Source organism: Pelagibacterium mangrovi (assembly GCF_036662815.1).
In the GTDB taxonomy this organism is placed as follows: Bacteria; Pseudomonadota; Alphaproteobacteria; order Rhizobiales; family Devosiaceae; genus Pelagibacterium; species Pelagibacterium mangrovi.
This window is the reverse complement of record NZ_JBAFXA010000003.1, coordinates 397,817-414,144: the sequence shown is the minus strand read 5'-3', so window position 1 is coordinate 414,144 and position 16,328 is coordinate 397,817. Positions and strand designations below refer to the sequence as shown.

Below are 16,328 nucleotides of genomic sequence, written 5' to 3'. Positions count from 1 at the left end.
GAAACGCTAGATCAACCCCTTATCGCCGCCACGGCTTTTCCCATCGCGCTCTCGAACATTTCCGGGGTCAGGCGGCCGGTGTTCGTGTTGTAGCGCGAGCAGTGGAAGCTATCGATGAGCGTTCGGCCGTCGCTCAGCCGGTGTACGGCGCCGTGGGAGAAGGGGAAGGACGCGCGGCGTTCGCCCAGGGCGCTCAGAAGGGAATCATGGCCAATGCGGCCGAGCGCGAAATAGGCCTTGGCTTGGGGATTGGCGGCGAGGGTCGCGATGAGGAAGCGCCGGCAGGTGGCGATTTCGGGGCCGGTCGGTTTGTTCTGGGGCGGAACGCAGCGCACGGAATTGACGATCATCGTATCGACAAGTTCGAACCCGTCATTGGGGTCGGCGCGATATTGGCCCCGCGCAAGCCCGTACATCTTGAGCGTGTCGTAGAGCAGGTCGCCGGCATAATCGCCGGTGAAGGGGCGTCCGGTGCGATTTGCGCCGCGCAGGCCGGGCGCGAGGCCGACGATGAGAAGGCTGGGCGCCGTATCGCCCCAATTGTTAACGGGCGCGTTGTGCCAATCGGGGAACTGGGCCTGGTTGAGGTGGCGGAATTCGACCAGCCGGGGGCAGAGCGGACAATCGGATGGCGGATTTGGGGTCGTCACTGGAGAATTGTCTCGCATCGGAATCAATGCGCGACATCCTCCTTGGCCGATTGCTGGCGGTCAACCTGGGGGCGCCCGACCGTTTTGGCGAGCGTTGCGATTTCGAGGAAGTAATCGGCCTGGCGGCGCAGATCGTCCGAAATCATGGGGGTGGGGGTGGTGAGGGTGGAGGCCACCGTCACCTTCTTGCCGCGACGCTGGAGCGCGGCAACCAGCGCGGTGAAATCGCCATCGCCGGAAAACAGCACGAGGTGATCGTAATGGGGCGACATCTCCAGGGCATCGATGGTCAGTTCGATGTCCATATTGCCCTTGATCTTGCGCCGTCCCTGCGCGTCGGTGAATTCCTTGGCGGGTTTGGTGACGACGGTGTAGCCGTTGTAATCGAGCCAATCGATCAGCGGCCTTATGGAGGAATATTCCTGATCCTCGACAAGGGCGGTATAATAGTAGGCGCGCAGCAGATAGCCGGTGTCCTGAAACTGGCTCAAAAGCCTTTTGTAGTCGATATCGACACTGAGCGCCCGGGACGTGGCGTAGAGATTGGCGCCGTCGATGAAGAGGACCACCTTTTCCCGTGGATCGAACATTACCGGTAAAAGCTCCAAACAAAAAATCTGCGGTAAAAAACGTGCAGGCGTATCTCGCTCAACGCGGCAGGAGGGAAAGAAGTTCACGCCCGGCTGTAAATTTAGAGTGAGCCCATCTCATGGCCGCACGCTTGTCATCGACCGGACAGTCGTGTAAGAGGGCCGCTCGCTCCCCCTGTAGCAATGGAGACCGGCTGTGGCACGCGTCACCGTAGAAGATTGCATTGAAAAGATTCCGAACCGCTTCGAACTGGTTCTCATGGCGGCCCATCGCGCCCGCATGATTTCCTCGGGCGGCGCGATCACCGTCGACCGCGACAACGACAAGAACCCCGTCGTTGCCCTGCGCGAGATCGGTGATGGCACGATTTCGCCCGACGATCTGCAGGAAGATCTGATCCACTCGCTGCAGAAATATGTCGAAGTGGACGAGCCCGAGCAGGAAGTCGCACCGCGCATCGAAACCTCCTCGGACGAGGACGGCCCCGTTTTCGATACGATCAGCGAAGAAGAGCTGCTCCGCGGCATCGAGTCGCTGGCTCCGCCCGAACGTCGCGACGATTGATCGGCGCAGGCCTTTCTCTATATATTTTCAAAGGCGTCCGGCTCACCGCCGGACGCCTTTCTGGTTTTTAGTTGAATTCTCTGGCTGGAGTATCCCGGCGCATGATGCGTCAGTACGAACTCGTCGAACGCGTGTTGGCCTATAATCCCAATGCTGACGAACGCCTGCTCAACAAGGCGTATGTCTATGGCATGCAAAAACACGGCAGCCAGACGCGCGCTTCGGGCGACCCGTACTTTGCCCACCCGCTCGAAGTGGCGGCGATCCTCACCGACCTCAAGCTCGACGATGCGACCATCGCTGTCGCGCTTTTGCACGACACCATCGAAGATACCGATGCCACCAGGGCCGAGATCGACGAGATGTTCGGCACCGAGATCGGCCAGATCGTCGATGGGCTGACCAAGATCGACCGGCTGAACCTGGTGTCGCGCGAAGAGGCCCAGGCCGAAAATCTGCGCAAGCTCCTGTTGGCCATCTCCCAGGACGTGCGCGTGCTGCTGGTCAAGCTGGCCGACCGGCTGCACAACATGCGCACGCTCGAATTCATGCCCGTGCACAAGCGTGGCCGCATCGCCCAGGAGACGATGGACATCTACGCGCCGCTGGCCGGACGCATGGGCATGCAGGACATGCGCAACGAGCTCGAGGACCTCGCGTTCAAGACCCTGCATCCCGAGCACTACAACGCCATCACCAGCCGGCTCGCGCAGATGGAAACCTCCAGCCGGGAGGTCATCGCCGAGATCAGGTCCGAGCTTGCCGATCATCTGAGCGAGCAGGGCATTGAGGCCAAGGTTTCGGCGCGGCTCAAATCGGCGTGGTCGATCTATTCCAAGATCGAGCGCAAGGCCATCGCACTCGAACAGCTTTCCGACATGATCGGGTTCCGGGTGATCGTCGACACGATCGACCAGTGCTACCGCACGCTGGGCGTGATCCATACCAGCTGGAAGGTCGTTCCGGGGCGGTTCAAGGATTATATCTCGGTTCCCAAGGCCAACGATTATCGCTCGATCCATACGACGATCGTGGGGCCGGGGCGCCAGCGCGTCGAACTGCAGATCCGCACGATGGAGATGCACGCCATCGCCGAATTCGGCATCGCCGCGCACCAGCTCTACAAGGACGCGATCCTGGGCGACATGCACAAGCTCGAGGAGGAAAGCCAGGCGTATAACTGGCTGCGCACCACGATTGCCCGGCTGACCGAAGGGGACAATCCCGAGGAATTCGTCGAGCACACCAAGCTCGAACTGTTCCAGGACCAGGTGTTCTGCTTCACTCCGCGCGGCCGGCTGATCGCCCTGCCGAGGGGGGCGACGCCCATCGATTTCGCCTATGCGGTCCATACCGACGTCGGCGACACCTGCGTGGGCTGCAAGATCAACGGCACCATCATGCCGCTCATCACCCAGCTTCATTCTGGCGACGAGGTGGAAATCCTGCGCGATGCGGACCATGCGCCGCCGCCCAATTGGGAAAATATCGCGGTGACCGGCAAGGCACGTTCGGCGATCCGCCGCGCGGTGCGGGCCGGCGCGTTCCAGCGGGCGATTTCGCTGGGCGAGCAGGTGTTGATGGCGGTGATCGAGCGCGAGTCGCTCAAAATGGATGAAGACGAGATCGCCGCGCTCGCGGCTCGCTTCAACATGGGTGACCGCAATTCGATGCTGGCCGCGATAGGGGAAGGGCGGATCACGGCCGAGGAACTGGCCGAGGAGACCACCACCCTCAAGGGCAAGCGGCGGCGCAAGGGGCGTTTGACGCTGCCGGTCGCCAATGACGCCGAGGGCTGGTTCTCGCTGCGCAACGCGCAATATTTCAAGTTCCGCATGCCCGGCGGCCAGCGCAGCGCGATCAAGAAATTTGCCGCGCTGGTGGGCTTCGATTTCAACATGCCTGTCGATATCTCCCGCGAGGGGATCGTTCCGGGCGACCGCATCATCGGAATTTTCCACCAAAGCGGGCGGATGGAAGTCTATCCCATGGATTCCGAGGCCTTGGCCGACTTCCACGACGAGGATGTGGGCTGGATCGACGTGCGTTGGGACCTTGAGGGCAAGCCCGAGCAGAACTTCAAGACGATCGTTTCGATGTACTCCCAGAACCGTCCCGGCTCGCTTGCGCAAATCACCGGCGCGATCGCGGCGTGCGATGCCAATATTTCCAATCTGGTGATGCGCGCCCTGGCGGCGGATTCGCACGAACTGATCTTCGAGCTCGACGTACGCGACCTGACGCAGTTGACAGACGTGCTCGCAACGCTCAAACGCACACCGGGCCTGTCGAAAGTCCAGCGCGCCACGCTTGTCCAGACCAATGCGATCTCGGGCATCGAGGGCGCGCTCGAACCCGAGGGGCAAGAGACCGGGGAGCATAATCCGGAATGATCATCGGGCTGGGTAACGACATCTGCGAAATCGCCCATGTGGAGCGTACGCTGGAGCGGTTCGGCGAGCGGTTCACCCATCGGTGCTTCACCGAGATCGAACGGGCCAAATCCGACCGGCGCCGCCTGCGCGCGGCCTCTTACGCCAAACGGTTCGCTGCCAAGGAAGCCTGCGCCAAAGCCTTGGGAACCGGGCTCTCGCATGGCGTTTTCTGGCGCGACATGGGCGTCGTCAACCTGCCGAGCGGCAAGCCGACGATGCGCCTAACGGGCGGTGCGGCAAGGCGACTTGCCAGCCTTGTGCCGGCGGGCCATCAGGCCCATATTCACGTCAGCATCACAGACGACAACGGCATGGCCCAGGCCTTCGTCATCATCGAGGCCCTGCCGGTTGACCCGGCCGGACCGCTCCCGTAACACGAGCACCGAGATTTTTTCGAACCATGAGCACCCCCATGTCGGACGCCGCCAAGAAGAAGACCGGCAAGGGTGAACTGCGCGAAACCATCGTCATCATCGTTCAAGCGCTGCTGATCGCTCTGGTTTTCCGCACCTTCGCCTTTGAGCCGTTCTCGATTCCGACTGCTTCGATGCAGTCCAATCTTCTGATCGGCGATTACATTCTGGCTTCAAAATATACTTATGGCTATTCGCGCTATTCGCTGCCCTATTCGGACGTGCCCTGGAACGGGCGCATCCTGGGCAACGCGCCCCAGCGCGGCGATGTCGCCGTTTTCCGGCCGGTCCCCCAGAACGAAAACTACGTCAAGCGCGTGATCGGGCTGCCGGGCGACCAGATCCAGATGATAGAAGGCCTTCTCCACATCAACGGCGAGGCCGTGGAGCGCGAGCAGGTCGGTAACACCATCGACCGCGACAGCACGGGCGTCGACCTGCCGGTGATCGTCTATCGCGAAACGCTGCCCAACGGGGTGAGTTACACAACCCAGGAAATTTCGGACAACACCCAGTTCGACAACACCGGTGTCTATACCGTTCCGCCGGGTCATTATTTCATGATGGGCGACAATCGCGACCGCTCGCTCGACAGCCGTTCGCTTTCGTCGGTCGGGTTCGTGCCGTTCGAGAATTTCGTGGGCAAGGCCGAATGGCGCTTCTTCTCGATCAACGACAACATTCCGCCCTGGCAGATCTGGCGCTGGCCGGGCAACGTCCGGCTCGACCGGATGTTCACGTCGGTTTACGAATGAGTTTGCGGGCGCGCGATCGGGAAACACTGGAGGCACGGCTGGGTTACGTTTTCGACGACCCCGCTTTGCTCCAGCGCGCCCTGACCCATTCGAGCGCCGTATCGCCTTCCAAGCGAACCGCCGATTCCTATCAGCGCTTCGAGTTTCTCGGCGACCGGGTGCTGGGGCTCGTGGTCGCCGACATGCTCAGCAAAAAGCTGCCCAAGGCCAATGAGGGTGAATTGTCGCGCACCCTCAATAGCCTCGTGCGCAAGGAAACCTGCGCCAAGGTGGCGCGCAAGCTGGGGATGGGCTCGTTCGTCAAGCTCGGCGAGAGCGAAGCGAGAACCGGCGGCGCCGACAAGGACGCCATCCTCGGGGACGTTTGCGAGGCTGTGATCGGTGCGATCTACGCCGATGGCGGGCTCGACCCGGCCTATACGTTCGTTGCGCGCATGTTCGGGGACAATCTCGACGTGGCGCAGGCCCGCCGGGCGGATGCCAAAACGGCGTTGCAGGAATGGGCGCAGGCGCGCGGGCTCGAGCCACCCACCTATCTGGAAACGGCGCGGTCGGGCCCCGATCATGCGCCGGTTTTTACCATCTCGGTGGTCGTCCGTGGGCATGAGCCCATCACGGCCGAAGGGACATCCAAGAAACTGGCCGAACACCAGGCGGCCGAGAAATTCCTTTTTCGCGAGGGCGTATGGAAGAGTCCGGCATGAGCGAGGATCGCACATTGGCCAGTAAATGCGGCTTCGTGGCGCTTGTAGGCGCGCCGAACGCCGGAAAATCGACGCTTTTGAACGCGCTGGTCGGGACCAAGGTGTCGATCGTGACCCACAAGGCGCAGACGACGCGGGCGCAGGTGCGCGGCGTGATTTCGACCGATGAGACGCAACTGGTCTTCATCGACACGCCCGGCATTTTCGCGCCCAAGCGGCGGCTGGATCGTGCGATGGTGCAATCGGCCTGGACCGGGGCGGGCGACGCCGACATGGTGGCGTTGATCGTCGATGCTCAGAAGGGCCTCAATGCCGAGGTCGAGGCACTGCTGGCCGGGCTTGAGAACATTCGTCAGCCCAAGGTTCTGGTGCTCAACAAGATCGACAAGGTCAAGCGTGAGAAGCTGCTGGCGCTGTCCCAGGAGATCAACGAGAAGGCCGGGTTCGAGACGACCTTCATGATCTCGGCGCTCAATGGCGACGGCGTGGCCGATTTCATCGCGTGGTGTCGGCAAAAGGCGCCGCTGGGGGAGTGGCATTTTCCCGAGGAGCATCTGACCGATCTGACGCTGGCGCTGACGGCGGCCGAGGTGACGCGCGAAAAGCTGTTCCTGCGCATCCACGACGAAATCCCTTATCAGGCAACCGTCGAGACCGAGAGCTTCAAGGTCCAGAAGGACGGCAGCTACCGCATCGAGCAGGTGGTTTACGTCACCCGCGACACGCACAAGATGATCGTGCTGGGCGCCAAGGGGCAGACGATCAAGATGATCGGCGCGGAAGCGCGCAAGGAACTGATGGAGATGTTCGAGACCGAGGTCCATCTGTTCCTGTTCGTCAAGGTCAGGGCCAATTGGGCCGACGATCCCGAGCGCTATCGCGAGATGGGTCTCGACTGGACGAAATAGATGGAATGGTCTGCTGAAGGCCTGATCATCGGTGTGAGACGGCACGGGGAGTCCGCGGTGATCCTCGAAGCCATGGTGCCTCAGCGTGGGCGATGCCTGGGGCTGGTCAGAGGCGGACGTTCGCCCAAGCAGGCTGCGTTTTTGCAGCCGGGAAATTCGGTGCAGTTGACGTGGCGGGCGCGGCTGGAGGACCATTTGGGGACCTTCACCGCCGAGGCGACGCGGGCAAGGGCGGCGGAGATGCTGGCCGATCGCCGGCGGCTCTATCTCGTGCAATTGCTGGCCGACCATCTGCGGCTTTTGCCCGAACGCGATCCGCACGACGAATTGCTGCGCGAGGTCGTTGCGCTGATCGACGGCGAATGGGAAGGGCGCTGGCTTGGGGCCGAACTCGCGCGCTTCGAGATGTTCCTGCTCGAGGAACTGGGGTTCGGGCTCGATCTGGAAACCTGCGCCCTGACGGGGGTGCACGAAAATCTCACCCACGTGTCTCCACGAACGGGTCGGGCGGTTTGCGGCGAGGCCGCGGCGCCCTATGGCGACAGGTTGCTGCGGCTGCCGGGCTTTCTGAGGGGCAATGCGCCGCTCGGGGATGACGACGTTGCCGCCGCGTTCCGGCTGACCGGCCATTTTCTCGATCGCCATGTCTGGGCGGCCCGACAGATCGAGCCGCCTTCGACACGGGAATGGCTGGTTGAGCAATTGTCCCGGGGCGATTGAGCGTTACCAATCGACCTTGGACATATCCATGTAGCTCAGCTCGAAGGTGTTCCCATCAGGGTCCTCGACGGTGCGCTGGTACATGAAGCCCATATCCTGCGGCTCGCGCACGTCGAGCTTGCCGCCCGCCGCGCCGGCGGCCTCGGCGGTCTTGTCCACGTCCTCGCGGCTCTCGTTCGAAAGCGCGAGCAGCACGCCGACCGCGCCCTTGGTGTCGGCGACGGGCCGGCTGGTGAACGTCGCGAAATAATCGCGCTTCAAAAGCATGAAGGTGATCGCATCGGACCACACCATCGAGATGGCATTCTCGTCGCTGAACTGGGGATTTTTCTCGCAGCCGAGGGCTTCGTAGAATTTGGCCGACGCGGCCAGGTCGGCGACGGGAAGGTTCACGAAAATCATCTTGGGCATTTCTCTCTCCATGGTCGTTTCAGGCGTTGCGCTTCTAGGACGATAGTGCTTGAGCTTGGCCGACACGAGAGCCAAGATTTTTTCTCCAAATCGCCGATCCGGCGGCTGTGGGGCTATAATCTGCACCTGATTCGCCAACACGCAAGGATGGCTTATGGCCGACATCATGGAACCGCCCGGTGGGGATGAGCGCATCGTCGATCTGAGGAGTGCGCTCGAAGAGCGCTATCTCTCCTATGCGATCTCGACGATCACCCAGCGCGCGCTGCCCGATGCGCGCGATGGCCTCAAGCCCGTGCACCGGCGCATCCTGCACGCCATGCGGCTTTTGAAGCTCGATCCGGGGCAGGGGTACAAGAAATCGGCGCGTATCGTCGGCGACGTGATCGGTAAATATCACCCGCATGGCGATCAGTCGGTCTATGACGCATTGGTGCGTCTGGCCCAGGACTTCGCCGTGCGCTATCCGCTGGTCGACGGGCAGGGCAATTTCGGTTCGATCGACGGCGATAGCGCGGCGGCCATGCGCTACACGGAAAGCCGGATGACCGAGGTGGCCTCGCGCCTGCTCGAAGCGATCACCGAAAACGCAGTGGATTTCCGGCCCAATTACGACGGCGAGGAAGAAGAGCCCGTCGTTCTGCCGTCCAACTTTCCCAATCTGCTCGCCAACGGTTCGAGCGGTATCGCCGTGGGCATGGCGACCTCGATCCCGCCGCACAACGTGGCCGAGCTTTGCGATGCGTGCCTGCATCTGCTGGCCAACCCCGACGCCACGGCCAAGGACCTGATCCGCTTCGTGCCGGGCCCCGATTTCCCCACCGGCGGCATTCTCGTCGACGATCCGGCGGCGACCGAACAGGCCTATACTACCGGACGCGGCGGCTTCCGTATTCGGGCCAAATGGGAGGTCGAGGACAACGGGCGCGGCACCTACAATATCGTCATCACCGAAATCCCCTATGGCGTGCAGAAATCGCGGCTGGTCGAAAAGATCGCCGAATTGCTGCTGGCGCGCCGGCTGCCGCTGCTCAAGGACGTGCGCGACGAAAGCGCCGAGGATATCCGGCTGGTGCTCGAACCTCGGGCGCGGACGGTCGATCCGGTCCTGCTGATGGAATCGATGTTCAAGCTCACCGAGCTCGAAAGCCGGTTCTCGCTCAACATGAACGTGCTCGACAAAGGGCTCATCCCGAAGGTGATGAACCTCGCCGACGCACTCAAGGCGTGGCTCAACCACCGCAAGGACGTGTTGATCCGGCGCTCGCAGCACCGGCTCGAACAGATCGAACACCGGCTCGAAGTGCTGGGCGGGTATCTGGTCGCCTATCTCAATCTCGACGAGGTGATCCGCATCATCCGCGAGGAGGACGACGCCAAGGCGGTGATGATGGCGCGCTGGGACCTCACCGAGGTCCAGGCCGATGCCATCCTCAACATGCGCCTGCGCAGCTTGCGCAAGCTCGAAGAGATCGAAATCCGCACCGAGTTCGACAAGCTCTCCGAGGAAAAGACGCATCTCGAGGGACTGCTCGCGTCCGAGAAAAAGCAATGGGGCGTGATCACCACCGAAGTCGGCGAGCTCAAGAAGGCCTATGGGCCCGAAACCGAGCTTGGCCGCCGGCGCACCCAGTTCGCCGCAGCGCCGCAGACCGACCTGGCCGATATCGAAACCGCGATGATCGAGCGCGAGCCGATCACGGTGATCCTGTCGCAAAAGGGGTGGATACGCGCGCTCAAAGGGCACAATAACGACGTGGCGGGCCAGAGCTTCAAGACCGACGACCGGCTGAAACTGGCGTTGACCTGCGAGACGACCGACAAGCTGCTGGTGCTGACCACCGGGGGCAAGGTCTATACGCTGGGCGCCGACAAGCTGCCGGGCGGACGCGGACATGGCGAGCCGGTGCGCATCATGGTCGATATCGAGGAGGGGGCCGATATCGTCGACCTCTTCGTCTATAAGGCCGGCGCCAAGCGGCTGATCGTGTCCGATATCGGAAACGGTTTCATCGTCGGCGAGGACGAATTGATCGCCAATACCCGCAAGGGCAAGCAGGTGCTCAACGTATCGAGCGGGCAGGAAGCCAAGCTCTGCGTTCCGGCCGATGGCGACATGGTCGCGGTGATCGGGCAGAACCGCAAGCTGCTGGCCTTCGCCGCAGACCAATTGCCGGAAATGAGCCGGGGCAAGGGCGTGCGGCTGCAGAAGTACAAGGATGGCGGTATTTCCGATGCTAAACTGTTCAAGGCGGCGGATGGACTGACGTGGACGGACTCTTCGGGCCGCACCTACACCAAATCCACCGACGAGTTGCGCGACTGGATCGGCGAACGCGCGCAGGCCGGCCGGCAACCGCCCACGGGCTTCCCGCGGAACAATAAGTTCGTGGGGTAAAAGGTTGGAGGGCGTGCGGAATTGCCCTCCGGTCATGGCCGTTGGGTGATTGGGGCAGACGGCATGGGGCAATGAACGCTCCGCAGGTTTGTAGTTAGTATGAAGCGGTCATCGCCCCATGCATTCGGGGTTTTGGGCTTATGGCGGCGTCTCGGGCTGGGGGTTGTTGGGAGTGCCTTGCGGCCTTCTCGCTGCCCCTCCGGGTTTCCCCGGTGCGACGTGGGAGGGTTGCCCCACCTGGTGTCCACATCCGGCCATCCGTCCGCTTTGGGCCTTCCCCATGGCGACCCATGAGGAACCCGAACCGATCCCGCCCAAACGTTCGTTGCGCTTGCGTCCATAAGCGCGGGGTCGTGGGCATACTATGGCGTGGGTTAGAGGGGCGGGGATAAGTTTCTGACGAGGGTGCTTGGCGCAAGCTCAGCGCACCCCTCATCCGACCGCTTCGCGGCCACCTTCTCCCTCAAGGGGAGAAGGGGAGCTGGGGCCGGTGCTGCGGACGGTCTCGACGGTGGAGCGAGTGGCGAGGCTGAAGCTGGATTCCGGGAATGAATCCCGGAATGACAGGCGGGAGAAGGGGTAGCGCGTTGCCTCAAACACCCGGCGTTGCCCACCCCTAGCCTTGCCTCAACCACCCATTTGTCACCCCGGGTTTATCCCGGGGCGAGGTATGCGCGTTGGTGTCGGTTCTTTCCCCAAAAGAGGAGAAGGGCGGCGGCATGGAGCGTGGCGCGGCTGGGCATGTGTTGGAGAAGGAGCCGGAGACGGCGAGCGTACCTTGCTCCGGGATAAACCCGGGGTGACAGCGGTGGGGTGGGGAAGGATCGGGGTATGCTTCTGGCGGTTGTGTCTTTTGCTAGCTCAGCGCCCCCTCATCCGACCGCTTCGCCGCCATCTTCTCCCACCGGGGGAGAAGGGATGGGGATGAGGGGGCGCTGAGGTGGCCATATGCACAAAGCCCGACCTCGAGCGCTATTCCCCCACCGAGAACTCCACGATGATCGGCAGATGGTCACTGCCGCTGGGCTCGCCGGTTCGCAGGTCGTGGATGGAGATGTTGCCGCGGGTCATGACGTGGTCGATGGGGAGGAACGGGAAGGTGGGGCGCCAATCGCGGAGGTAGTACCAGAGCGTGGGGAAGGTGGGGAGGTTGAAGGTGTGGCGTGTGAGGTCCGCCGAGGAGACGAAACCGCGCAGGGCGTAGGACCAGGGGGTCGAGTTGAAATCGCCGACCAAAATCAAGGGTGGCTCGACGGTTGCGAGGGCGTCGCGCAGGCGGGCGAACTGCTCGGCCTGACGCGTTACCGGGGCCGGCCAGTCATTGTGAGTGGTGGCGAGCGAGAAGGCGGGACCGGTCTCGGCCTGGATGCGGACGATGATACGGGCGGTGCGGTCGGTGCTCATGATCGAGGATGAGCAGGCGTCTTCGTCCAGGGGCTCGAAGGGGAGTTTGGAGTAAAGGCTGACGAAGGCGCGTTGTCCGCCGGCGCAATATTGGAAATGGGGGTAGAGGTCGACGAGGAGCGGGTGGACGATAGCACGTACGCCGGGGCTGTATTCCTGCAGCGTGACGAAATCGGGATCGACCTGGGCGATATTGGCGACGATGGATTCGGGCTCTTCATTGCGGCCGAAGACGTTGAAGGTCATCAGCCGGTAGGTCGGCGCTGCTTCGACGGGGACGGTGCGGGGGATGAAACCCGAGACGAGTTCGGGGACGTAGATGACGCTCGATGCGACGAGCCCGGTCGCGGCGATGCTGAGCGCCAGGGCGCGGATCGGGCGGAACCGCACGAAGATCGGGGTGGCCAAAAGCAGCGCGGCGAGGCCGAAGAACAGGATCGGCTGGACATGGTTGAAAAGGTCCATGGCCGGATAGATGAAGCCGAGCACGGCAACGATCGCCATGCCGGCCAGAAGGCAGCATGCGAGCAAATAACCTGCCGCAATCAGCGCGGCCAATATCGTCCTGATGGCCTTCACCTAGTCCGCGCCCGTATCCGCGCAGTCGATATCGAGAGGGAGCCAGCCGCGTGAACCGCGCTGCACCTCCAGCGGCTGGAAGGCGACCTTGTAGGCCATTTTCGGCGAGTTTTTGACCCAATAGCCCAGATAAAGATAGCCGCCCGACATTTTGGCGCGCGCGATGTGATCGAGGATCATCATGGTGCCCAGCCCGCGCCGGCTCAATTGGGGATCAAAGAAGCTGTAAACCATCGAAAGCCCATCGGGCAGCGGGTCGGTTAGCGCTACGGCGACGAGCTGGCCGGCCGCACCGTCCGGCCCGTCGGCGGTCAGCCGGTATTCGACCAGGACCGAATGGACTGGAGTGTCCTCGACCATGAATTCATAGTCGAGATAGCTCATCTGAGTCATGCCGCCGCCATCGTGCCGCGCTTCGAGATAGCGCTTGAAGAGCGCGTATTGCTCGCTGGTGACGATGGGCGCGACGATTTCGGCGGCGATATCGGCATTGTGCTTGAGATTGCGCCTGTGCCGCGTGGCGGGGTGAAAATCATTGGCGCGGATGCGAACCGATTGGCAGGCGTCGCAATCGAGACACGCCGGGCGGTAGATGAGGTTCTGGGAGCGGCGGAAGCCGTGATCGGACAGCAGGTGATGCAACGCCGACGCGCGGCGGCCCGAGAGGTGCGTAAACAGCTTACGCTCCTGCTTGCCCTCCAGATAAGGGCAGGGCGAGGGCGCTGTGAGAAAGAACTGGGCGCTTTCCGGCGTTTGGTCCATCAACGAAGCTCGCTTGGGCCCGATTTGGCGATGGACCAAGTGTAGTCGCACCGCCTCTCAGGCGCAACGCGGCAAGTGCGACGATCAGGCGGCCTGGCCCGGGCGGGAATATGCCCGCCAATGGCGAACCATGGGAGAACGGCGGACCATGAGCGTGCCGGCGATCATGTCGTGCAGGAGCTGCCGGCGATTGGTGAAAAGGCCGATCAGGACGATGAAGGGCGTGAGAACCGAGCACGAAATCCAGAAGAGCACGACATGGATCATGGCCATCCAGCCGTCCAGCCGCGTCTCGCGGGTGGGGGTCAGGATGATGTCCATGGCGCGCATGCCCAGCGTCGCGCGCGAGGATGAGCCCAGCGTGACGGCGTAATAGGCGATGAAGGTCACCGGCACGATGATGGGAATGGCGAGCCATGCGAGCCCGAACGTCACGAGCCCGAGAATGCCCGCCACCAGCATCACCACGGTGACGGCGATGCCCATGATCACGCAGTCAATAAGGAAGGCGAGGACGCGGCGCGTCAAGATGCCCTCGAACAGTTCGGGGGCATCCGCCGGGCTGGGCAGGTCGTCGCGCATGATGCGGCCAAAAAAGTCGGTTGCCATGGGTCCATGCTCCTCAAGCTTGCTTTTTCATGTTGGTACGCAAGCGGCGATTGACAAGGGCAGGGTGATCAGGCGTTGAGCTTGCGGGCCATGTCGAGGGCAAAATAGGTGAGGATGCCCGAGCAGCCGGCGCGCTTGAAGGCGATGAGGCTTTCGGCCATGGCGGCGTCGCGGTCGATGGCGCCGGCCTGGGCGGCAATGGCGATCACCGAATATTCGCCCGAGATCTGATAGGCAAAGACCGGGACGTCGAACCGGTCTTTCAGCATGCGGCAGATGTCGAGATAGAGCATGCCGGGCTTGACCATGATCCAGTCGGCGCCCTCGGCCAGATCCTGTTCGACCTCGCGGATGGCGTCTTCGGAATTGGCCGGGTCCATCTGATAGGTGAGTTTCGATCCCCGCAGCCGGGCACCCGAGCCGATGGCTTCGCGGAACGGGCCGTAAAAGGCCGAGGCGTATTTGGCGGCGTAGGAGAGCAGGATGGTCTTTTCCAGCCCTTCGTCGTCGAGCGCTTCGCGGATGGCGGCGATGCGGCCATCCATCATGTCTGAGGGTGCGATGACGTCAGCGCCCGAACGGGCCTGGACGAGCGCCTGCTGCACGAGGATGGCGACGGTTTCGTCGTTGAGGATTTCGTCGCCTTCCATCACGCCGTCATGGCCGTGGCTGGTATAGGGATCGAGCGCCACGTCGGCGACCAGGCCGATTTCGGGCACCGCGTCCTTGATGGCCGAAAGCGCGCGGCACATGAGGTTGTCGCGATTGGTGGCCTCCCGGCCATCCTCGGTGCGCTTGGAGGGATCGGTGTTGGGGAACAACGCCAGGGCGGGAATGCCTTCGGCGTGGGCGGCCTTGGCGGCCTCGACGGCGAGATCGATCGACAGGCGCTCGACGCCGGGCATCGATGAGATCGGCTGGCGCTCGTTCTGGCCCTCGACGACGAACAGCGGCCAGATGAGATCATGGGGCGTCAGCACCGTCTCGCGCACGAGATCGCGGCTCCATCCGGCCATGCGCGGCCGGCGCAGCCGGCGTCCACCCAGAAACTCCATGTCGTGCTTTTGGAAAGCCATCGTCGTCGTCCTCTAAATTCGGCGAGTGTCCATTAGCAGGGGGCAGGGGGCGATGCAAAGGCGCCGTAGCGGACCGTCAGGGTTGTCCGGAGCGGCCAAATCGCGTTAGCAATCGGCGCACGGGGGATTCTTCCATGGATTTCAGAGTCGAACCTGCCGGGTTTTTTGCCCGCGTATTGGCACTGGCCAGCCTGTTCATGGGGCTGGGCGATGCAACGCGCCTGCTCGGCCTGGGCACGGGACCGACAAGTCCCATCGTCACCCTCGGCGTCGTCGGCTTCCTGCTACTGGCCGGCTTGAGCCTGATGCGACTCTTTGCGGCGGTGGGATTGTGGATACACGCGCGCTGGGGCGCCGTCGTGCTTGCCGGATCGCTGATCGTGGAGATCGTGCTTTATCTCGCGGGCAGCGCGTGGGTTAGTCTCAGTTTGTGGGGCTTTATCTTCAAACTTGCCGTCATGCTGGCAACTTTTGCGCTGCTCGTTTTTGCCCAGATGGCTGCCCGACGGCAAATCGCCGACTGATCCCAAACAGCTCCAGCCCGTCCTTACCGTGCATCGGCGCGCGTTGCGCGGAACCGTGCCGCGTGCCTGCAATCCCAAGGGCCGTGCGGATGGCGGAGGTGTGCAACGACCCGTAAAGGTTAGCGTTTTCGATACGGGTGTAAGATTCTGAAAACCTAAAAACGCCAAGTTTTCCCGTAAGATACCATTAAGCGTGTCTCTTAAACCGATCTTGAGGCGGGGGCGGTAGGTTGCCCTCACAGACGCGAAAAATCGCGCTAAAAAATACAGTGAGGCAGAACCAATGGCTAACAATCTTTCCGCTGCAAAGGCAGACGCTCCCCGGCAGAGTCTCAAGCCGCTTTATCTCGAGGCGGTCTCTCGCGTCGAGCGTCTGCACCGCCGGCTTCTCGACCTGGTCAAGGACGAGTTCGACCGCATGGGCTGGGACGACATCAACCCCGTCCAGGCGCTGCTCATGTTCAACATCGGCGACAGCGAACTGACGGCCGGCGAACTGCGCACGCGCGGTTACTATCTGGGCTCGAACGTTTCCTACAATCTCAAGAAGCTCGTCGAAACCGGCTACATCTTCCAGGAGCGTTCCAAGACCGATCGCCGTTCGGTGCGCATCCGGCTGACGCCCAAGGGCGAGGAAGTGGCCGAAGTGATCGACGAGCTCTACGAACGCCACCTCAATTCGATCGAGAAGGTCGGCGGCCTGGGCGAATCGGATTTCTCGGGTCTCAACACCGCCCTCTCGCGTCTGGAACGCTTCTGGGTCGACCAGATCCTCTACAAGCTTTAAGCGGTTTGCTTGTGGTATCGACGCCACACTGGAAAATC

At 62.4% G+C, this 16,328-nt stretch carries 17 protein-coding genes; 10 read left to right on the top strand and 7 right to left on the bottom strand.

The genetic code is table 11. From position 1 onward, the window contains the following. Positions 1-11: 11 nt before the first annotated feature. Entirely contained in the window at positions 12-668 is a 657-nt protein-coding gene (locus V4T21_RS07215; RefSeq protein ID WP_332715072.1) for a uracil-DNA glycosylase, read from the bottom strand. Positions 669-673: 5 nt separating this feature from the next. Beyond that, positions 674-1,240 (bottom strand): LabA-like NYN domain-containing protein, encoded by a 567-nt coding sequence (locus V4T21_RS07210; RefSeq protein ID WP_332714898.1) that lies wholly within the window; start codon positions 1,238-1,240, stop codon positions 674-676. A gap of 196 nt (positions 1,241-1,436) precedes the next feature. Here V4T21_RS07210 and rpoZ point away from each other — a divergent pair, with 196 nt between their 5' ends. The 7 genes from rpoZ (at position 1,437) to recO (ending at position 7,740) form a co-directional block, all read left to right on the top strand. Continuing rightward, positions 1,437-1,805: a DNA-directed RNA polymerase subunit omega gene (gene rpoZ, locus V4T21_RS07205; RefSeq protein WP_332714896.1), complete on the top strand. Its 369-nt coding sequence runs from the start codon at positions 1,437-1,439 to the stop codon at positions 1,803-1,805. Positions 1,806-1,906: 101 nt separating this feature from the next. After that, positions 1,907-4,198, top strand: a complete 2,292-nt coding sequence (locus tag V4T21_RS07200) for a RelA/SpoT family protein (RefSeq protein ID WP_332714894.1) — start codon at positions 1,907-1,909, stop codon at positions 4,196-4,198. Further along, entirely contained in the window at positions 4,195-4,614 is a 420-nt protein-coding gene (acpS, locus tag V4T21_RS07195; RefSeq protein WP_332714892.1) for a holo-ACP synthase, read from the top strand. Before V4T21_RS07200 ends, acpS begins: the two co-directional genes overlap by 4 nt. Before the next feature lie 38 nt (positions 4,615-4,652). Next, complete coding sequence (lepB, locus tag V4T21_RS07190) at positions 4,653-5,408, top strand: signal peptidase I (RefSeq protein WP_332715070.1); 756 nt, start codon at positions 4,653-4,655, stop codon at positions 5,406-5,408. Further along, positions 5,405-6,112, top strand: a complete 708-nt coding sequence (gene rnc, locus V4T21_RS07185) for a ribonuclease III (protein ID WP_332714890.1) — start codon at positions 5,405-5,407, stop codon at positions 6,110-6,112. Before lepB ends, rnc begins: the two co-directional genes overlap by 4 nt. Beyond that, positions 6,109-7,020 (top strand): GTPase Era, encoded by a 912-nt coding sequence (gene era, locus V4T21_RS07180; RefSeq protein ID WP_332714888.1) that lies wholly within the window; start codon positions 6,109-6,111, stop codon positions 7,018-7,020. Before rnc ends, era begins: the two co-directional genes overlap by 4 nt. Beyond that, on the top strand, positions 7,021-7,740 hold the full coding sequence (gene recO, locus V4T21_RS07175; RefSeq protein WP_332714886.1) for a DNA repair protein RecO: 720 nt from the start codon (positions 7,021-7,023) through the stop codon (positions 7,738-7,740). A gap of 3 nt (positions 7,741-7,743) precedes the next feature. Here the strand turns inward: recO and V4T21_RS07170 are convergent, their stop codons facing one another. Beyond that, positions 7,744-8,151: a VOC family protein gene (locus V4T21_RS07170; protein ID WP_332715068.1), complete on the bottom strand. Its 408-nt coding sequence runs from the start codon at positions 8,149-8,151 to the stop codon at positions 7,744-7,746. A 154-nt stretch (positions 8,152-8,305) separates the two neighbouring features. On the opposite strand from V4T21_RS07170, the gene parC reads away from it, so the two are divergent. Beyond that, positions 8,306-10,549 carry a DNA topoisomerase IV subunit A gene (gene parC / locus V4T21_RS07165; protein WP_332714884.1) on the top strand — a complete coding sequence of 748 codons (2,244 nt, stop codon included), beginning with the start codon at positions 8,306-8,308 and terminating at the stop codon, positions 10,547-10,549. Positions 10,550-11,521: 972 nt separating this feature from the next. Here parC and V4T21_RS07160 read toward each other — a convergent pair. From V4T21_RS07160 to hemB, 4 genes are all read right to left on the bottom strand, one after another. Continuing rightward, a complete protein-coding gene (locus V4T21_RS07160) occupies positions 11,522-12,532 on the bottom strand; it encodes an endonuclease/exonuclease/phosphatase family protein (RefSeq protein ID WP_332714882.1) in 1,011 nt (336 codons plus the stop codon). Then, positions 12,533-13,297, bottom strand: coding sequence for an arginyltransferase (locus V4T21_RS07155; protein ID WP_332714880.1), 765 nt, complete (start codon positions 13,295-13,297; stop codon positions 12,533-12,535). 81 nt (positions 13,298-13,378) lie between these two features. Then, positions 13,379-13,903 (bottom strand): RDD family protein, encoded by a 525-nt coding sequence (locus V4T21_RS07150; RefSeq protein WP_332714878.1) that lies wholly within the window; start codon positions 13,901-13,903, stop codon positions 13,379-13,381. A gap of 68 nt (positions 13,904-13,971) precedes the next feature. Beyond that, positions 13,972-14,979, bottom strand: coding sequence for a porphobilinogen synthase (gene hemB / locus V4T21_RS07145; RefSeq protein WP_332714876.1), 1,008 nt, complete (start codon positions 14,977-14,979; stop codon positions 13,972-13,974). Positions 14,980-15,113: 134 nt separating this feature from the next. Between hemB and V4T21_RS07140 the strand changes: the two genes are divergently transcribed. After that, positions 15,114-15,503, top strand: coding sequence for a DUF6163 family protein (locus V4T21_RS07140; protein ID WP_332714874.1), 390 nt, complete (start codon positions 15,114-15,116; stop codon positions 15,501-15,503). A gap of 283 nt (positions 15,504-15,786) precedes the next feature. Further along, positions 15,787-16,290, top strand: coding sequence for a transcriptional regulator LdtR (gene ldtR, locus V4T21_RS07135; RefSeq protein ID WP_309161561.1), 504 nt, complete (start codon positions 15,787-15,789; stop codon positions 16,288-16,290). Positions 16,291-16,328: the final 38 nt, after the last annotated feature.

Excerpts from the sequence above, each read along its gene's own strand:
- ldtR (WP_309161561.1), top strand. The coding sequence starts at position 15,787 with ATGGCTAACAATCTTTCCGCTGCAAAGGCAGACGCTCCCCGGCAGAGT.
- acpS (WP_332714892.1), top strand. The coding sequence starts at position 4,195 with ATGATCATCGGGCTGGGTAACGACATCTGCGAAATCGCCCATGTGGAG.
- recO (WP_332714886.1), top strand. The coding sequence starts at position 7,021 with ATGGAATGGTCTGCTGAAGGCCTGATCATCGGTGTGAGACGGCACGGG.
- V4T21_RS07140 (WP_332714874.1), top strand. The coding sequence starts at position 15,114 with ATGGATTTCAGAGTCGAACCTGCCGGGTTTTTTGCCCGCGTATTGGCA.
- V4T21_RS07215 (WP_332715072.1), bottom strand. The coding sequence starts at position 668 with ATGCGAGACAATTCTCCAGTGACGACCCCAAATCCGCCATCCGATTGT.
- V4T21_RS07170 (WP_332715068.1), bottom strand. The coding sequence starts at position 8,151 with ATGCCCAAGATGATTTTCGTGAACCTTCCCGTCGCCGACCTGGCCGCG.
- rnc (WP_332714890.1), top strand. The coding sequence starts at position 5,405 with ATGAGTTTGCGGGCGCGCGATCGGGAAACACTGGAGGCACGGCTGGGT.
- hemB (WP_332714876.1), bottom strand. The coding sequence starts at position 14,979 with ATGGCTTTCCAAAAGCACGACATGGAGTTTCTGGGTGGACGCCGGCTG.
- era (WP_332714888.1), top strand. The coding sequence starts at position 6,109 with ATGAGCGAGGATCGCACATTGGCCAGTAAATGCGGCTTCGTGGCGCTT.
- V4T21_RS07150 (WP_332714878.1), bottom strand. The coding sequence starts at position 13,903 with ATGGCAACCGACTTTTTTGGCCGCATCATGCGCGACGACCTGCCCAGC.
- lepB (WP_332715070.1), top strand. The coding sequence starts at position 4,653 with ATGTCGGACGCCGCCAAGAAGAAGACCGGCAAGGGTGAACTGCGCGAA.
- parC (WP_332714884.1), top strand. The coding sequence starts at position 8,306 with ATGGCCGACATCATGGAACCGCCCGGTGGGGATGAGCGCATCGTCGAT.
- V4T21_RS07210 (WP_332714898.1), bottom strand. The coding sequence starts at position 1,240 with ATGTTCGATCCACGGGAAAAGGTGGTCCTCTTCATCGACGGCGCCAAT.
- V4T21_RS07200 (WP_332714894.1), top strand. The coding sequence starts at position 1,907 with ATGATGCGTCAGTACGAACTCGTCGAACGCGTGTTGGCCTATAATCCC.